Source organism: Rathayibacter sp. AY1F3 (genome assembly GCF_002931975.1).
Classification (GTDB): domain Bacteria; phylum Actinomycetota; class Actinomycetes; order Actinomycetales; family Microbacteriaceae; genus Rathayibacter.
The window spans coordinates 55,968-70,133 of the sequence record NZ_PSVF01000013.1 but is presented as its reverse complement, the minus strand read 5'-3'; the positions used below and the strand labels follow the sequence as shown (position 1 = coordinate 70,133).

Genomic DNA, 14,166 nt, shown 5'->3' with positions numbered 1-14,166 from the left:
GGATCATCTCTGAAGTGGCAGATGACTGGTTCCGTGATCCTGGGCGGGGTGTCGTTGATCGCGATGAGTTCGAGCGCCGACTGGGCCGAGCCCGTCCCAGTAACCGTCAGCAGTACCTCAAGATCAAGGCGATAGCTCTTCGCGATGCAGGTTTGATTGACGCCGCCCGCCCCCTGCTGGCCCGTGCCGTGGACCTCCCCGAGCACAACTGGGCCGCAGATCGTGCGCACAGTCGCGAGCTTCTCGGGAACATCGCGGCCCAAGCCGGCGACGCAGAGGAGGCGCTGCATCAGTACCGGTCGGCAATGGAGGAGCATCCGACCTTGAACGGGACCTCCGGCTCGCTACGCATCTCCGCCGCTGAGGTGCTTCTGAGTCGAGGAGGCTCGGGAGACGTCGAAGAGGCGATCGCCCACCTCGACTCCTGGGCGGCTGAGGTCAGCTCGCAACTTTCTTCCGAAGTGTTTCGATGGCACCTTGCCCGCATCGGCGCGGCCACCGTCCAGGGCGACTCCGACACGATCCAGCGCTCGGCACGCGCCGCACTGGAGCTGGTCGATGCTCCCCCTCAATTCCGGTTCCATCGGGACGTCGGCATCGTGCGCGCAGATCCCAAGACGCTGCGCCGCCTTCGTCGCTGGGCAAAGTAGGCCAAACCACTCGCACTAGCAGCAACAGCCTGTGGGACTCCCTTGAGCCGTACTCGCCTGGCCACGCCCATCCACGTTGACCAAAAAGAAAGAGGAGCGCTCGTGACTGACGACATCAGCTTGCTCTACGACGCCGAGACGGCTGACCGCGCCCTGCGAGCTTTCGTGGAGAAGATGGTCGGCTTCACGGGACTCGACATGTGGACCTTGTTCTGCAGTATGGAGCGCGACTCGAACGTCGAGGGCGTCCCCGACGACTCAGGGCTGTGGACCGACTGGATGTTCGAGCTGTGGACCGCGAGCGGCTTCACATACGACGTACCCGCAGCAGAATTCGTGAGCTTCGCGGCCCCACCGAGACGACAGGACGTCACGAACTCCTACTACCCCGTCACTGTGCAGGTTGGCGTCAGCGTGTACCCAGTCAAGATGATGCTCGGCACCGACTCGCTCTGGCCAGCCGAGGCGTCGTCTCTCTCCCGCCCCGGAGGGCGGACCGAGGGAGAGCACTTCGACCTCATCGTCCGAAATCTGCACCTCCTCCTGACCCGGAACCCCGACCTCGAGGACAAGCGCTCGATGCTCGGCCTCCTGTCCTCCTGGGACGTCCCCGGTGCCAGCACGCACCGCGGACCTACCCGGGTGAGGTAAGCCACTGGTCGGGAGTTCGGTTACGGGTCTCCCGACCCGGCCGCCGTGCTTACCCACATTCCTCTGGGGTGACACCAGCCCTCGGAACTGACCGGTTGACGATCGTGCACCGGACGGATTCGCTAGTGGTCCTCGCTCGCCGGTCCTTCTGTGTCAGCGAGGAAGGTGGCGGCGAGTCGAAGGACCTTCTGGCGGTATCACTCGCCGGCTCCGATGCCTCGTGCGTCGAGCTCGTCATCGACCTCGACAAGGGGCTGCGCAGCTGCCGGTCCTTCGTGGCCAATGCGGTCGTGCACCCAGGAGGAGAAGGAGCGGAGATCCCAGTCCCCGTCGAGCAACCGGAGGCATGCGACGCGCAGCGCGAGAAGCGGGATCTCTTCCCCGTCCCGATCTAGCGGTCGCGCGCCCGCCTCGATGAGTGCCGCGAAGCTGAGGTCGAAGGCGTCGGCGGGAGTGGCGCTGGAGTAGAGAGACGCGAGTGCGACGAGGGACACGCCGTCACTCCCCGCTGCGAGAAGATCTGCCGCCAGAGCGATCACATCTCTGGGCTGGACCAGCCCGAAGAAGAGAGCGGCTGTCGCTTCGCGCAGGGTCGCGATCGAAGAGGCGTCACGGTCTTCTTTTGCGACCCGAATCCGGCCTCCTCCGACCAATTGATCACTGCGGCCCTGCCCTGCCGCCGCCGCAGCGGCATCAGCGCGACTCAACACATCAATCGGAACCGGTCGGTGACAAATCGGTCCGCTACTGAACCCATGCTCGAGCTCGTAGACGCACTCCGAGCACACGGGGCTGCCAACCAGGCCGGCGTCCGCGAGGTGCTCCACCCAGGGGTGCGAGCACTCACCACAAACCTCAGCGAGCAGAACCCGGAACCGGGCGCGGCGCGAACGGCGAGCGTCAGCTCGCCGGCGCCACTGCGAGAGGCCGACCATCACGTGAGCGTAGCGAGCGCGCCACCAAGCAATCGCGCGCTTCGCCTCATCCGCATCGCCTCTGGCGTCCCGTTTGGGGATTCCCATACGGACGGTAACTAAGGATCTATCCGGCAGTGATCAGCTCGCCGGGCGCACCGAGAGACGCGAGGTCGACATCGCCCTGTGATGTCAGGAGCTCTTCGCTGATCCCGTCGTATACGGCGGTGAAGACGTCCACTCGATGGAGGTCGAAGCCGTAGGGCACGTCCGTTTTTTCCGCAGGTGCGTGCACAGTTAGCGCCCAGACCGGCTCGTCCGGTGCGACCCAGTAGTGGTCCGCGAGAGCGGGCTCGTACGCGGCGAGTTCCTTGTACGTGGTTCCGACCGCGTAGATCGGGTACTGCTTCTTCTCCTCCGCACTGAGCGTCGAGAGGCGGATCCCGAGACCGTTGGCTAGATCGAGCGCCGGGTTCGTCAGCTGCTGGACGTCGATGATCGGTCCCTCAGAGGCGGCGGTGGCAATGGGGGTGCCCGGCGGACCCTCTGTCGGAACGGTGGGTGTCAGGGCCTCCGTCGCCTCCGATGGTTCGGCAGGCGTCTCGGTGGAGATGGGGGTCGTGCTGGCGGTGGCGTCGATGGTGACGGGGCCGGAGCGGATGCGCATCGTCGTGGAGGTCTGGGTGAGGCTGACGTCCTCGGCGCCCAGCACGTCCATGAGCCACTGCTCTCGTTCGCCGGCGGCGTCGAGGCAGCCGACGTAGGTCGTCGCGGGGCCCCCGCTGACGACCCACACGGACGTCTGCAGACCCGCGGACTGGAGGTCGTAGGTCAGCGTGTTGCACGGCCCGTCGACGCTGAGCTCCGACCGGCCGTCGATGCCGATGATGCGAAGGCTGACGGGGTGATCGAGCAGCCATCCGCCTGATCCTTGATCGCCGATGACCGAGGTGGTCTCGTAGACGGACCTGGTCGCGTCCTCGGCGCTGAGCAGCTCGCCGGGTATCTGCGTCGTCGGTGGGGAACCGGGGCTGCCGGCGCTCGTCGCGCATCCACTGACGAGGAGCGCCGCGGAGAGGCAGAGGATTATGAGGGGGAGGACTCTCGCCCGCCTGACGGTCACTGGTCCACTCCGGTCTGCGTCGCGGGCGGATCGGTGCAGTCGACCGCGGTGGTCAGTCCCGTGAAGATCTCGATCCGGCCGCCCTCCTGGCACACCTGAGTTCCTGCGAGGGAGAACAAGGCTGCGTCAGTCCCGTCTGCGTCGGTCCCCGTGAGCGCAGCGCACGCCGCTGCGAGCGACGCAGTGGACTGCTTCGCGGGCGTCTGGATCTCGCCCGACAGGGCAACGCCCTGCCCGTCCTGTTCCCAGCAGGTGACGGGCGCTGCGACCGGAGTGCCGCGCTCGGTCGTCACCGCCGTGAGGACTGCCGCGCTGAGGACGGCGCCGGCGATGCCGGCGAGCGTCACCGCCGCGGCCTGGCGAAGACGTCGGCGGCGGCGGATGCGGTGCGCGAGGCGTGCGCTGATGCGCTCGAGCTGCTCATCGCTCAGGTCACGACTGTCCATGGTCCTCTGTCCGTTCCGTCAGGGCTCTCGTCACCGATGCCCGTGCCCGCGAGAGGCGATTGCGGACCGTCCCGCGGGACAGGCCGAGGGAACGCGCGGCATCGCTGTAGCTGAGGTCGTCCTCGATGCACGCCGTCCAGATCGCGCGGTCCGTCGCGCTCATCTGCTCGACCAGACGTCGCACGTCCAGCAGCCGCTCGCTCGCCTCCGCGTCGACGCCGCGAGAGGCGGTGTCGTCGGAGAGGGGCAGGTGGCGTCGGCGCTGCTCGCGGCGATTGGTCGAGAAGCTGAGGTTGCGTACCGTGACCAGCAGCCAGGGCAGCACCGACTCCCCCACGATGCGCACGCCCGAGCGGCGCTGCCAGAGCAGGAAGAAGCTCTCCTGCACGACGTCCTCGGCATGACCGGCGTCCGCGAGGAAGCTTCCCGCGGCCCGGTAGACCGCGCGGCCGTGCATCCGGAAGAGAGCATCCAGCGCCGACGGGTCACCGCCGCGAAGACGATTTACCAGCGTCACCTCAGCAGCACCGACCATCCGACATCACCCCCTCAGTAGTGAATGCCCTCAGAGCACGGTTTCGTCTCAAACTTCACGAACGAACATCGCCAGTCCCGCAATGCGTCTGTGAACGATCGCCTTGCGGACGCTCTCGGCCGCGAGCCGGTTGCTCCTCGTGGTGAGAGCCGCATCACGCCTACTCTTCTCCCGTGGGCGGACTCGAGCTGGGCAGCGGTCGAGGCCGTTTCTCGCCCATTGAGGGGAGACGCCGTGGTTGAAGGTCTGGACAGTTGGGATCCGAGCGGGCTCTCACCGGACCGGCAGACGCCACCGCGCCAACGACGGTCGGTGAGACTGTCGATCGCGCTGGGCGCTCCAGCCGTCGTGGCGGCCGCGGTTCTGTGGGTAGGTGATCTGCTGTTCGGAGTGCATGGCCCTTCGCACTACGTCAGCATCACCAACGACACCGGAGCCTCACTCACCTGGTCCTGCTCCTGGTCCGATCTTCACCTCGCCGCCGGGGAGACGGGTCAGCTGCGCATCCTCGACCAGCCCGACCAGGACTACGGCTGCGTCCCACAAGCAGCGACCCCCTTCGTAGCGGCGGCGCACAACAACGACATCTGCCCGTCACTGAACTCCATGACCGAGGGAAGGCAGTTCACGGCAACCGACTTCGAGAAGACATACCGCTGCCCGTAGCTGATGCGCGCTTGCGGCGTCGTTCCGAGCTGGCTCGACAGCTGTTCGGGATCATCGCGTCGGGCGGGCGCACCGAGAGCAGCTGTCGGCACGTCCCCCTCGGTCCGGAGGACGGCTAGACCGGCGTCGTACACGGGAGCGCAGAGAACGGCTGCAGCCGCGATCGTCGCTCCCGCGACGACGAAAGGGCGTCCGCGCTCTCTGGGCTCATCCACGAGCCCGGTCACGAGCAAGGCGCTGTGGCCCCTGAGGGAACTGCGACCACTCCATCCGGTCGCCCCACCCGCACGAGAAAGGGAAGAGCGGGGATGACGGCGGATGACCTGCTCTCCCTCAACCCGTTCCGCTTCCCTTCGGACGAGGTTCTGCGCGTCGGTGTAGTGATGAAGTCCTCTGTCGCTGCGCGATGACCTCCCTGCGGGGCGCTCGCAGCCGCGCCTGTTGTTCCGGTTCTTGATCGATCCTGTGGAGTGCAGTGCATGATGTCCCGATGACCGTTGGAGAGCCCCCGCGACCGAGTGCAGCGACGCCCGTCGTTCTCGCCTTGGTCTTCGGCGGTCTCGCAGCCGTCATGGGAGCGGTTGCCTCCATCTACATGTGGGACCCGAGCGAGACGTGCCGGACCCGCGGCGGAGGCAGCCTGACCGGAGAGCGGTTCCTCTGGAACCCGCTGTGCTCGGACGGTTCGACCGTTCAGCCGACATGGATGACGTTGACGACTGCTGCGGCGTTGATCGTGGCTGTGACATGCGTCGTCCTCGCGGCCATCCGACGAGCTGAACGCGACGGACAGGAAACGGCGTCGTCCGACGTTCTGCACGACTTCTCGCGCCAGACCCTGCCGGAGGACAACCGGCTCCGCAAGCTGGGCGACGAATGGTGAGAGACGGCGGCTCCCAGGGGTTCTATCGTCCCGCCGTCGCGATGCGGCGTGCGTCGGTCCACGAATCGGCGTTCAGGTGATCGCTCGACGATCCCCATACGGGACGCGCACAAGGCGCTCGGGTTCGCGAGACTGAAATGATGTCGGGGTTGCTGGTCATCGATCTCGTGTCGCGCGTGATCAGAGCCCGCTGCGGCCGAGCCGCGGCGCACGAGAGGTGACGCGCCCGACGTCGGGAATCAGCACGCCTCATGATCCACGGCGACGGAGGACAGGACATCAACCGGCCGATCTGCGGCGTCGGCTCAGTGCCCAGACGAGCGCGCCCGCGAGGAGCACCGCGCAGGTCAGCCCGGCGACGTGCAGGACGAGCGACGGCATCCCGTTCTCGGGGAGCAGGAAGCCGTACGGCACCCACCCGTCGGTCGCTCCGCGGACGAGCACGACGACGACCCAGACGATCGGGTAGGGCAGGACCACCCACAGTCGGCGCCAGGAGAGCGGTCCGCGGTCGTTGACGACGATCCAGTCGAGGAGGACGAGGGCGGGGAGCGCCACGTGCAGGACGGCGCTGACCCAGGGCGGGGCCGTGCCGGTACCGGGGACGAGGGTGTTGTAGATCACGGCGACGACGATCGAGTAGGCCGTCGCCGCGCCGCGGACGTAGCTCAGCCACACGGGCGTCGGACGGCGGGCGAGCGCGACCGATCCGGCGACGATCAGCACCGCGCTCGCGAGCAGGCTGGTCTGGTTCGTGAAGTAGCCGAAGTAGTCGAACGGATTCGGGTCGCCGACCGCAATGCTCAGCGCGTAGGTGTGGAGGATCACCGCGACGGCGGCTGCACCGACGGCGATGCGCGCTACACCCACGAATGGGCGGGTCGGTGCCGGGGAACTCATCGGGTCAGCCTAGGAGCCGTCGGGCTTCCTGATGACCCGTAGCAGACACTCCTTTTCGGAACGGCGCTGAGTCGCTCAGGCCGAGAGGCGACCACCAGGAAAGCGGTGACGTCGCTCAGCCTGAGCCGGTGGGGACGTTCTCGAGAGTGCGCAGCACGGTCGCGGTCGCGGCATGCCTGGCGGTCGTGACGGGATGCACGGCGGAGCCTGCACCGTCGGCCCGCCTCTGGCGACGAACACGGACGACGGCTCCACCTCTCCACTGGCCGGCGACCTAGGCGTAGCGACGTTCACCGGGAGCGACGGGACCACCGGCGAGCGGGTAGAGGCGCTGCGAGCATCCGGCTCGTATGCGGTCGGTGACCGGTTGCGACCAGCCGAGGACGCCAGAACCGTGCGCGTGCGTGGAGGGGAACGCATCGTCGTCGACGGGCCGTCCATCGACGGTTCCGGGCAGGTGGCCGGTTTCAACATCGTCGAGGCTGATGATCTCGACGCGGCGATCGCGATTGCCTCCGAGCATCCGATGGCGCGTTTCGGGCTCGTCGAAGTGCGACCGGTGTGGCCCTTCTAGAGGGTGGGCCGACGGCGTCGGCGCCGGCGTCATCCGCGCGCCCTGCGACGCTCCGCGGGCCTTCCAGCAGAAGGCGCAGCAGCTGCGCCCCGACCTGAGCATCCTCGCCCCCGACATCCTGGAACGCCGTCTCCTCTTGCCAGACGTCGAGTAGTGGCCGCGGAAGTGTCCAGCCGCACGTGCGGCGCGGCACTCCCCATGAACACGATGACCGGACACGAAGTGCCCGGTCTGGCGTGTCAGGCGAGGGTGAGGAAAAGCTTCTCGAGCTCTTCCACAGTGAGCCTGCGCGGAGGGGCGTCAGCCGCGTCGTCGGCGGCGGAGTCCGGGTCGTCGGTGATGAGGCACTGACGCATGGCCGTGGAGATGATTGCGAAGCCAGCCCGATCCAGAGCGCTGGAGACGGCGGAGAGCTGGGTGACGACGTCTCGGCAGTCACCGCCGCTCTCGACCGCGCTGATCACGGCGGTGAGCTGCCCCTGCGCGCGCTTGAGGCGGTTCGCGATCTTCCGGATGGCGTCCGTGTCGTGGAGTTGGCCAGCGGTGTCGGTCATGCTCGTTCTTCCTGTTCGCGGCGCGGGAGGCGCGTCGAGTGCTGTGATGCTGCGGGTGAGCGTCAGCTTCCGGCTCAAAGTACCCCTGGGGGTATCAGCGCGGAGACTGTGACGCGATTCTCGATCGCTTGTCCGTCTCATTGCCGGAGCGTCAGCGGGTGAGGAGTCCCGCGATGCTGACGGACGCGACGAACACGGCGACGACAAGGACGAGTACGGCGAACACGATCTTGACGGTTCTGTCCGGGAGGCGGGAAGCGTAGCGGGAGGCGATGAGGGATCCGGTGATCGCGGCGCCGCTGAACAGGAGGATGGCGGGCCAGTCGAGGGTGGCGCCAGGGAGGTGGGCGCTGAGACCTGCGACTGAGTTGATCACGATGATGACCAGCGAAGTGCCGACCGCGGTACCCGCGGACAGGCCGAGAAGGAGGATGAGAGCGGGGGTGATGAAGAATCCCCCGCCGATGCCGAGCAGGCCCGTGAGGAATCCGACGACCAGGCCGACTCCGATCGCGCGGAGCGCGTAAAGGCGGACCCGGTGATCGTGTCCGGTGGGTGGGGCGGTGAGCATGCGGATACCGCCAGCGACCATGAGGGCAGCGAAGACCAGCATCAGCACGTCCGGGTCGAGGACCTTGTTGACCTGGGAGCCGACCCACGTGGCAGGGATTCCTGCGGCGCCGACGAGGGCGGCGGTGCGCCGGTCGATCGCGCGGCGCAGTCGAGGAATCACGGCGGTGAGCGCGGCCAGTCCGACCACGATCAGGGACGCGGGGACGGCCTCGTCGGTCGACAGACCGACGCCGTAGACGAGCGCAGGGACGGCGATGATCGATCCTCCGGCGCCGACCAGGCCGAGGACTGCTCCGATGAGGAGTCCGAGAGGGAGGGAGATGAGGCTCATGCGCTCTTCCGGATTGTCGGGTGGATGAGGGCGCTCTCCGCGAGGTCGGCGAGGGCCGCAGCGGCGAGGACGCCCGAGTGGCGGCGCACCACCTCGCCGCGGCGCAGGAGGAGGACTGTAGGGATCGACCGGATTCCGGCTGCTCGAGGGGGTATTTTGTCAAGTGTGCTCAGGTGTGGGCTGGCCCTTCGGGCGAGCGAGCGCCGTCCGGCTGACAGCGGTGAGCCCGCCGGCACCGTCCGCATCTCCTCGCCCACCGAGGTGTGCAGATCGCCGCTTCGACTGGGGCTCTGCACCATCGATGACTCTGTCCGAGTGCGAATGACGGGGGTCCGTGTCACCCTGACTGCATGGGTTAACTCCCGGCCGGCGCTGGGCTCTGCCTCTCCCCTTCGTCTCTTCCCAGCCGGTGCAGCACTGACGGGATCGGGCAGGCTCGCCTGGCTAGCGCTACCGAGGGGTGGGTGCTTGCATGGCCCTCATGTCGACCCCATTCACGCCTCAGCCCTCCTCGCCCCGCGCGGAACCGCACGACAGCGCGATTTCAGGGCGGCTGAACTGGTTGCGAGCGGGCGTGCTCGGCGCGAACGACGGCATCGTCTCGGTCGCCGCTCTCGTCGTGGGTGTCGCCGGAGCGACGACCGCCACGGCACCGATCCTGACGGCGGGCGTCGCAGGGGTCGTCGGCGGTGCGATCTCGATGGCGCTCGGCGAGTACGTGTCGGTGAGCAGCCAGAGCGACAGCCAGCGCGCACTGATCGCGAAGGAGCGGGTCGAGCTGGCCGAGGATCCCGACGGGGAGCTGGAAGAACTCGCCTGGCTCTATCGAGCGCGTGGCCTGACCCCGGAGACAGCGCGCCAGGTCGCCCGCGAGCTGACCGAGAACGACGCTCTGACCGCACATCTGGAAGCGGAGCTCGGATTGAACGAGGAAGCGGTCGCCAGCCCGCTCGCCGCCGCCGGCGCCTCGGCGCTGGCGTTCCTCCTGGGAGCCGTGCTGCCGCTGCTGGCGATCCTGCTCCCTCCGCCGGACTGGAGGGTTCCGGTGACCTTCGCCGTGGTGCTGATCGCCCTCGCCGCGACCGGATACATCAGCGCACGGGTCGGCGGCAGCCCGGCTCTGCGCCCGATGATCCGCATCGTCGTCGGCGGCGCGCTGGCCCTCGCCGCGACGTTCCTGATCGGGTCGCTGCTCGGCACGTCCGGCGCGATCTGATGTCCCGGATCCTCGTCGTCGAGGACGACCCGCAGATGGGCGCCCTCGTCGAGCGAGGACTGCGGGAGGACGGCTACGACGTGCAACTCGTCGACAACGGTGTCGATGCGCTGATCGCCTTCACGGCGGGAGATGTCGACGTCGCCGTCGTCGACGTCATGCTGCCAGGGATGACCGGGTTCGAGGTCTGCCGTCGGATGCGCGAGTCGGGCAGCACCGTCCCGGTCGTGCTGATCACGGCGCGGGACGCCGTCGAGGACCGGATCTTTGGATTGGACTCGGGCGCCGACGACTACGTCACGAAGCCGTTCCACTTCGGCGAGCTGAGCGCCCGGATCCGCGCACAGATCCGGCGCCGAGCCAGCGGCCCGCAGCCAGTGGTCCAGATCGGAGCGCTGCGCCTGGATGCCCTGTCCGTGCGCGCGACGGTCCGAGAGCGTCCCTTCGCGCTGAGTGTCAAGGAGCTCACGCTGCTGCGCTTCTTCGCCGTGCATCTCGATGAGGTACTGACCCGGACGGAGATCCTCGCCGAAGTGTGGGGGTCTACGGAGACGTTCGAGCCGACCCTCGTGGATCAGTACGTCAGCTACCTCCGCAAGAAGCTCGCCCTCGCCGACACAGGCCTCCGGATCACGACCGTCCGCGGCGCCGGATACCGGCTGGAGCGCGCCGAGTGAGGCTGCTGCGCTCCCTGTCGATCCGCTCCCGGATCACCCTCGGCAGCCTCCTCGTCGCGCTGATCGGGGTCGGCGTGATCACCCTCGTGCTGCACGGGCAGTTCCGCAGCATCGTCGTCGCGTCCGAGGTGACCCTCGCCGAGGGCGACCTCGCCCCGTATCTCGCCGATCTGGGATCGGACCCGACCGAGACCCCCGACCCTCCGGCCGAGGGGATCCTGATCTTCGCGCGCGCTCCCGGCGGGGCGGTCCCCGTCGATACGATGCCGCACGACGTCCACGAGGTTCTGGAGCGCAGCACCGGCAGCGACGGCACCTCGACGGTGATGACCGACGAGGACGTCCGGTTCACGATCGTCTCCCGGACCCTGGACACGAGTGCGGGCACGTGGGAGCTGTGGGCGGCTCGCAGCGGCGCCGGCAGCGACCTGACCGTCGCGGCCCTGGACCGGACGCTGCTCGTCAGCGCCGCGGCCCTCGTGATCCTGTCCGCCCTCGCCGCATGGCTGCTCACCGGCGCCGCCCTGCGTCCGGTCGAGCGGATGCGCCGCACCGCCGCGTCGCTCGGCGACCGGCACGGCGGCGAACTTCCCGTAGGCCCGGCGACTGATGAGCTGTCGGATCTGGCGGAGACGTTGAACGCGTTCATCGCCCGGACGCGGGACACCGCCGATCGGGAGCGGCAGATGGTGTCCGCGGCCAGCCACGAGATCCGCACGCCGCTGGCAGTCGTCATCACCCAGCTCGAACTCGCGCACCGGCACTTCGGCGACGCGGACGCCCTCGAAGAAGAGATCCGCGCCGCCGAAGGGTCCCTCGCCCGCCTGTCCCGCCTGGCGACGAACCTCCTGGAGCTCTCCCGGCTGGACGCCGCCCCGCCCGTCACCGCGCGCGCGACGGCGAGCGAGCTGGAGACCGAGCTGATGGACTCCGTCGACCGGCTGAGGACGATCACCGGCGGCACCGGCCCCGACATCGAGCTCGATACCGCGATCGAGCGCGCCGACGCGCCCTACCCGCTCTCGGTGAGCGCGTTCTCGCGGATCCTCGACAATCTCGGCGCGAATGCGATCGCCGCAACACCTCCTGCCGGACGCATCACCCTCCTGCTCGAGCAGCACGATTCCACCCTCGAGCTGAGCGTCCGGGACACTGGGCACGGCATCCCGGAGGAGTTCGTGCCGCACGCGTTCGAGCGCTTCTCTCGACCCGACGAGGCGCGCACCAGCCGCGACGGCGGCAGCGGGCTCGGGCTCGCCCTCGTCGCAGCTCTCGTTGACACCGCGGACGGATCGGTCACCATCGAGAACTGTCGACCCGCCGGAGTGAGGGTGACGGTCGTGCTGCCCGAGCGGTGACATGTGAGACCTCGAACACGAATCGGACTCCGGCGGGGAATCGGCACGCATCCCTCATAGTCGACACCAAGACTCCCCCGCGACGGTAGGAGCGCGCCCCCGGAAACCCGAGGTCGGCGCATGCGACACCGACCGGAGGGCGCCGCCGTGAGCACCACGATCCGACCGACCAACGCACCCGCACCCCACGCGCCGACCACGCTGCGGCGGTCGCAGGCCGACCGCGAGCGATCCCTGCGTCGGCGCCTGCGTTCCGCGGACGCGCTCGTCACCGCCAGCTGGGTCTCGGTCGCCCTCGCCATCGCGCTCTACCTCGCAGCCGGCGGGCCCGCGGAGGCCACCGATATCGCCGGAGCTCTCACGGCCGCAGGGATCGTCGCCGGCCTCGTCGGCACCGACCTGATCCTGGTCATGCTCGTCCTCGCCGCCCGGATCCCCTGGATCGATCGCACCTTCGGCCAGGACACCGCGATGGCGCTGCACCGTCGCCTCGGCAAGCCCGCCCTGTCTCTGATCCTCGGGCACGGTGCCCTGCTCACCGTCGGCTACGCCCTCACCGACGGGCTGACGCTGTGGAACGAGGCACTCGCTCTGTACTCCGGCGCCGACATGCTCCTGGCGCTGCTCGGCAGCACCCTGCTGGTGCTCGTCGTCGTCACCTCCCTCGTCGCCGTGCGCCGCCGCTTCGCGTACGAGGCGTGGCACGCGATCCACCTCCTCAGCTACGCGGCGGTCCTCGTCGCCGTCCCCCACCAGCTCTCCGCCGGCCAGGTCCTCGCCGGGAGCACCCCGCAGCGCGTCTACTGGCTCGCCCTCTACGTCCTGGCGTTCGGAGCGATCGCCAGGTTCCGGTTCGCGGTGCCCGTACTCGCCACCCTGCGGCACCGGATCCGGGTCGAGGCCGTCGAGACGATCGCCCCCGGCGTCTTCTCGCTCCACCTCTCCGGCCGCGACCTCTCCCGCCTCGGCGTGATCGGCGGGCAGTACGCGATCTGGCGGTTCTGGAGCCGCGGCACCTGGTGGCATGCGCACCCGATCTCCTTCTCCGCCGTCCCGACCGACACCCGCGCTCGGATCACCGTCCGCGCACTCGGAGCCGGGACCGACCGTCTCGCACGACTGCGCCCCGGGGCCGCGGTCTCGATCGAGGGGCCCTACGGGATCTTCACCGACGTCGCCCGCACCGCCCCGCGGCTCGCGATCATCGCCGCCGGCATCGGCATCACCCCCGCCCGAGCGCTCCTCGAGCACGGCGGCCTCCGACCCGGCGAGGCCACCGTCCTGCTGCGCGCCACCGACGACTCCCAGACCTACCTCTGGGACGAGACTCGGACACTGGTCCGCAGCAGCCGCGGCGCGCTAATCGGGATGATCGGCCGGCGGCCCGCAGGGCTCGCGACGTGGATGTCCGCCGAGTCCGTCGCCCGAGGTGTGACGATCACCTCGGCACTGCCGGGCCTGCTCGAATCCGACCTGTTCGTCTGCGGTCCGACCGCCTGGGCCGACCTCGTCGTCCGCGACGCGCGAGCGGCGGGCCTGCCCGACCGGCAGATCCACGTGGAGAGGTTCGACTGGTGAGAACACGAGCAGCAGTCGCCAGCGTCCTCGCCTCCCTCGCCGTCCTCGTCGTCGGCTGGCAGATGGGATCCGCCGGCGCCACCGGGTCCCCGCTCGCCACCGGGACGAGCGACACCACAGCCACGGACGGAGCGGCTCCCGCGGTGACCACGCCGACCCCGGCCGGCGCCCCCGCCTCGACGACGCCCTCCGCCGGCGCGCCCACCGACCCGTCGGCCGGTACGAGCTCGACGGCCACTGCGAGCCCGTCCGCCTCGGCCGACGGCACGTGGACCGGCCCATCTGTTCCGACTCGCTTCGGCGCTGTGCAGGTCGCGATCACCGTCGCCGGCGGGCAGATCACCGACGTCACGGCCGTGCACCTCACGGACAAGGACGGCCGGTCCGTGTCGATCTCGCACCGGGCCGCGCCGATCCTGCGTCAAGAAGTCCTCGCCGCCCAGTCCGCGAACGTGCAGGCGGTCAGCGGAGCGACCTACACCAGCGACGGGTACCTCACCTCCCTGCAATCGGCGATCGACCAGGCCGGACTCTGAC

Annotated in this window: 17 protein-coding genes; 10 read left to right on the top strand and 7 right to left on the bottom strand. The window is 68.9% G+C overall.

The window, feature by feature from the left end; genetic code table 11:
- Nucleotides 1–14 precede the first annotated feature (14 nt).
- Nucleotides 15–650: a hypothetical protein gene (locus tag C5C39_RS09665; RefSeq protein ID WP_104353249.1), complete on the top strand. Its 636-nt coding sequence runs from the start codon at nt 15–17 to the stop codon at nt 648–650.
- A 102-nt stretch (nt 651–752) separates the two neighbouring features.
- Nucleotides 753–1,301, top strand: a complete 549-nt coding sequence (locus tag C5C39_RS09660) for a hypothetical protein (protein ID WP_104345518.1) — start codon at nt 753–755, stop codon at nt 1,299–1,301.
- A gap of 197 nt (nt 1,302–1,498) precedes the next feature.
- Here the strand turns inward: C5C39_RS09660 and C5C39_RS17240 are convergent, their stop codons facing one another.
- The 4 genes from C5C39_RS17240 to C5C39_RS09640 all read right to left on the bottom strand — a co-directional run bounded on the left by C5C39_RS17240 (nt 1,499) and on the right by C5C39_RS09640 (nt 4,319).
- On the bottom strand, nt 1,499–2,128 hold the full coding sequence (locus C5C39_RS17240) for a hypothetical protein (protein ID WP_181136362.1): 630 nt from the start codon (nt 2,126–2,128) through the stop codon (nt 1,499–1,501).
- A 214-nt stretch (nt 2,129–2,342) separates the two neighbouring features.
- Complete coding sequence (locus C5C39_RS09650; RefSeq protein WP_104353247.1) at nt 2,343–3,338, bottom strand: hypothetical protein; 996 nt, start codon at nt 3,336–3,338, stop codon at nt 2,343–2,345.
- Complete coding sequence (locus tag C5C39_RS09645; RefSeq protein WP_104353246.1) at nt 3,335–3,784, bottom strand: hypothetical protein; 450 nt, start codon at nt 3,782–3,784, stop codon at nt 3,335–3,337. Before C5C39_RS09645 ends, C5C39_RS09650 begins: the two co-directional genes overlap by 4 nt.
- Nucleotides 3,771–4,319 (bottom strand): RNA polymerase sigma factor, encoded by a 549-nt coding sequence (locus C5C39_RS09640; protein WP_104353245.1) that lies wholly within the window; start codon nt 4,317–4,319, stop codon nt 3,771–3,773. The genes C5C39_RS09645 and C5C39_RS09640 overlap by 14 nt, the downstream gene beginning before the upstream one ends.
- A 390-nt stretch (nt 4,320–4,709) precedes the next feature.
- Here C5C39_RS09640 and C5C39_RS09635 point away from each other — a divergent pair, with 390 nt between their 5' ends.
- Nucleotides 4,710–4,985: a hypothetical protein gene (locus C5C39_RS09635; protein WP_146083907.1), complete on the top strand. Its 276-nt coding sequence runs from the start codon at nt 4,710–4,712 to the stop codon at nt 4,983–4,985.
- A gap of 490 nt (nt 4,986–5,475) precedes the next feature.
- Nucleotides 5,476–5,868, top strand: coding sequence for a hypothetical protein (locus C5C39_RS09630; protein WP_104353243.1), 393 nt, complete (start codon nt 5,476–5,478; stop codon nt 5,866–5,868).
- A gap of 279 nt (nt 5,869–6,147) precedes the next feature.
- On the opposite strand, the gene C5C39_RS09625 is transcribed toward C5C39_RS09630, so the two are convergent.
- Nucleotides 6,148–6,768 carry a Pr6Pr family membrane protein gene (locus C5C39_RS09625; RefSeq protein ID WP_104353242.1) on the bottom strand — a complete coding sequence of 207 codons (621 nt, stop codon included), beginning with the start codon at nt 6,766–6,768 and terminating at the stop codon, nt 6,148–6,150.
- 193 nt (nt 6,769–6,961) lie between these two features.
- Between C5C39_RS09625 and C5C39_RS09620 the strand changes: the two genes are divergently transcribed.
- A complete protein-coding gene (locus C5C39_RS09620) occupies nt 6,962–7,342 on the top strand; it encodes a YciI family protein (RefSeq protein WP_104353276.1) in 381 nt (126 codons plus the stop codon).
- Nucleotides 7,343–7,581: 239 nt separating this feature from the next.
- Here C5C39_RS09620 and C5C39_RS09615 read toward each other — a convergent pair whose 3' ends face one another.
- Together C5C39_RS09615 and C5C39_RS09610 are read right to left on the bottom strand one after the other, a co-directional pair.
- Nucleotides 7,582–7,896 carry a metal-sensitive transcriptional regulator gene (locus C5C39_RS09615; protein WP_104353241.1) on the bottom strand — a complete coding sequence of 105 codons (315 nt, stop codon included), beginning with the start codon at nt 7,894–7,896 and terminating at the stop codon, nt 7,582–7,584.
- A 151-nt stretch (nt 7,897–8,047) separates the two neighbouring features.
- Nucleotides 8,048–8,800: a sulfite exporter TauE/SafE family protein gene (locus tag C5C39_RS09610; protein WP_104353240.1), complete on the bottom strand. Its 753-nt coding sequence runs from the start codon at nt 8,798–8,800 to the stop codon at nt 8,048–8,050.
- Between the two features lie 481 nt (nt 8,801–9,281).
- Between C5C39_RS09610 and C5C39_RS09605 the strand changes: the two genes are divergently transcribed.
- The 5 genes from C5C39_RS09605 to C5C39_RS09585 all read left to right on the top strand — a co-directional run bounded on the left by C5C39_RS09605 (nt 9,282) and on the right by C5C39_RS09585 (nt 14,165).
- The gene (locus tag C5C39_RS09605) at nt 9,282–10,016 is read left to right on the top strand and encodes a VIT1/CCC1 transporter family protein (protein ID WP_258075809.1); all 735 of its coding nucleotides are present in this window, start codon (nt 9,282–9,284) and stop codon (nt 10,014–10,016) included.
- The gene (locus C5C39_RS09600) at nt 10,016–10,693 is read left to right on the top strand and encodes a response regulator transcription factor (RefSeq protein ID WP_104226516.1); all 678 of its coding nucleotides are present in this window, start codon (nt 10,016–10,018) and stop codon (nt 10,691–10,693) included. Before C5C39_RS09605 ends, C5C39_RS09600 begins: the two co-directional genes overlap by 1 nt.
- Entirely contained in the window at nt 10,690–12,051 is a 1,362-nt protein-coding gene (locus C5C39_RS09595) for a cell wall metabolism sensor histidine kinase WalK (protein WP_104226517.1), read from the top strand. The genes C5C39_RS09600 and C5C39_RS09595 overlap by 4 nt, the downstream gene beginning before the upstream one ends.
- Before the next feature lie 147 nt (nt 12,052–12,198).
- A complete protein-coding gene (locus tag C5C39_RS09590) occupies nt 12,199–13,629 on the top strand; it encodes a ferredoxin reductase family protein (protein ID WP_258075808.1) in 1,431 nt (476 codons plus the stop codon).
- Nucleotides 13,626–14,165: an FMN-binding protein gene (locus tag C5C39_RS09585; RefSeq protein WP_258075807.1), complete on the top strand. Its 540-nt coding sequence runs from the start codon at nt 13,626–13,628 to the stop codon at nt 14,163–14,165. Before C5C39_RS09590 ends, C5C39_RS09585 begins: the two co-directional genes overlap by 4 nt.
- Nucleotide 14,166 lies beyond the last annotated feature (1 nt).

Bases quoted from the DNA above. Each gene is read 5' to 3' on its own strand.
- C5C39_RS09645 (WP_104353246.1), bottom strand. From the start codon at position 3,784: ATGGACAGTCGTGACCTGAGCGATGAGCAGCTCGAGCGCATCAGCGCA.
- C5C39_RS09640 (WP_104353245.1), bottom strand. From the start codon at position 4,319: ATGGTCGGTGCTGCTGAGGTGACGCTGGTAAATCGTCTTCGCGGCGGT.
- C5C39_RS09630 (WP_104353243.1), top strand. From the start codon at position 5,476: ATGACCGTTGGAGAGCCCCCGCGACCGAGTGCAGCGACGCCCGTCGTT.
- C5C39_RS09625 (WP_104353242.1), bottom strand. From the start codon at position 6,768: ATGAGTTCCCCGGCACCGACCCGCCCATTCGTGGGTGTAGCGCGCATC.
- C5C39_RS09620 (WP_104353276.1), top strand. From the start codon at position 6,962: ATGCACGGCGGAGCCTGCACCGTCGGCCCGCCTCTGGCGACGAACACG.
- C5C39_RS09615 (WP_104353241.1), bottom strand. From the start codon at position 7,896: ATGACCGACACCGCTGGCCAACTCCACGACACGGACGCCATCCGGAAG.
- C5C39_RS09610 (WP_104353240.1), bottom strand. From the start codon at position 8,800: ATGAGCCTCATCTCCCTCCCTCTCGGACTCCTCATCGGAGCAGTCCTC.
- C5C39_RS09605 (WP_258075809.1), top strand. From the start codon at position 9,282: ATGTCGACCCCATTCACGCCTCAGCCCTCCTCGCCCCGCGCGGAACCG.
- C5C39_RS09600 (WP_104226516.1), top strand. From the start codon at position 10,016: ATGTCCCGGATCCTCGTCGTCGAGGACGACCCGCAGATGGGCGCCCTC.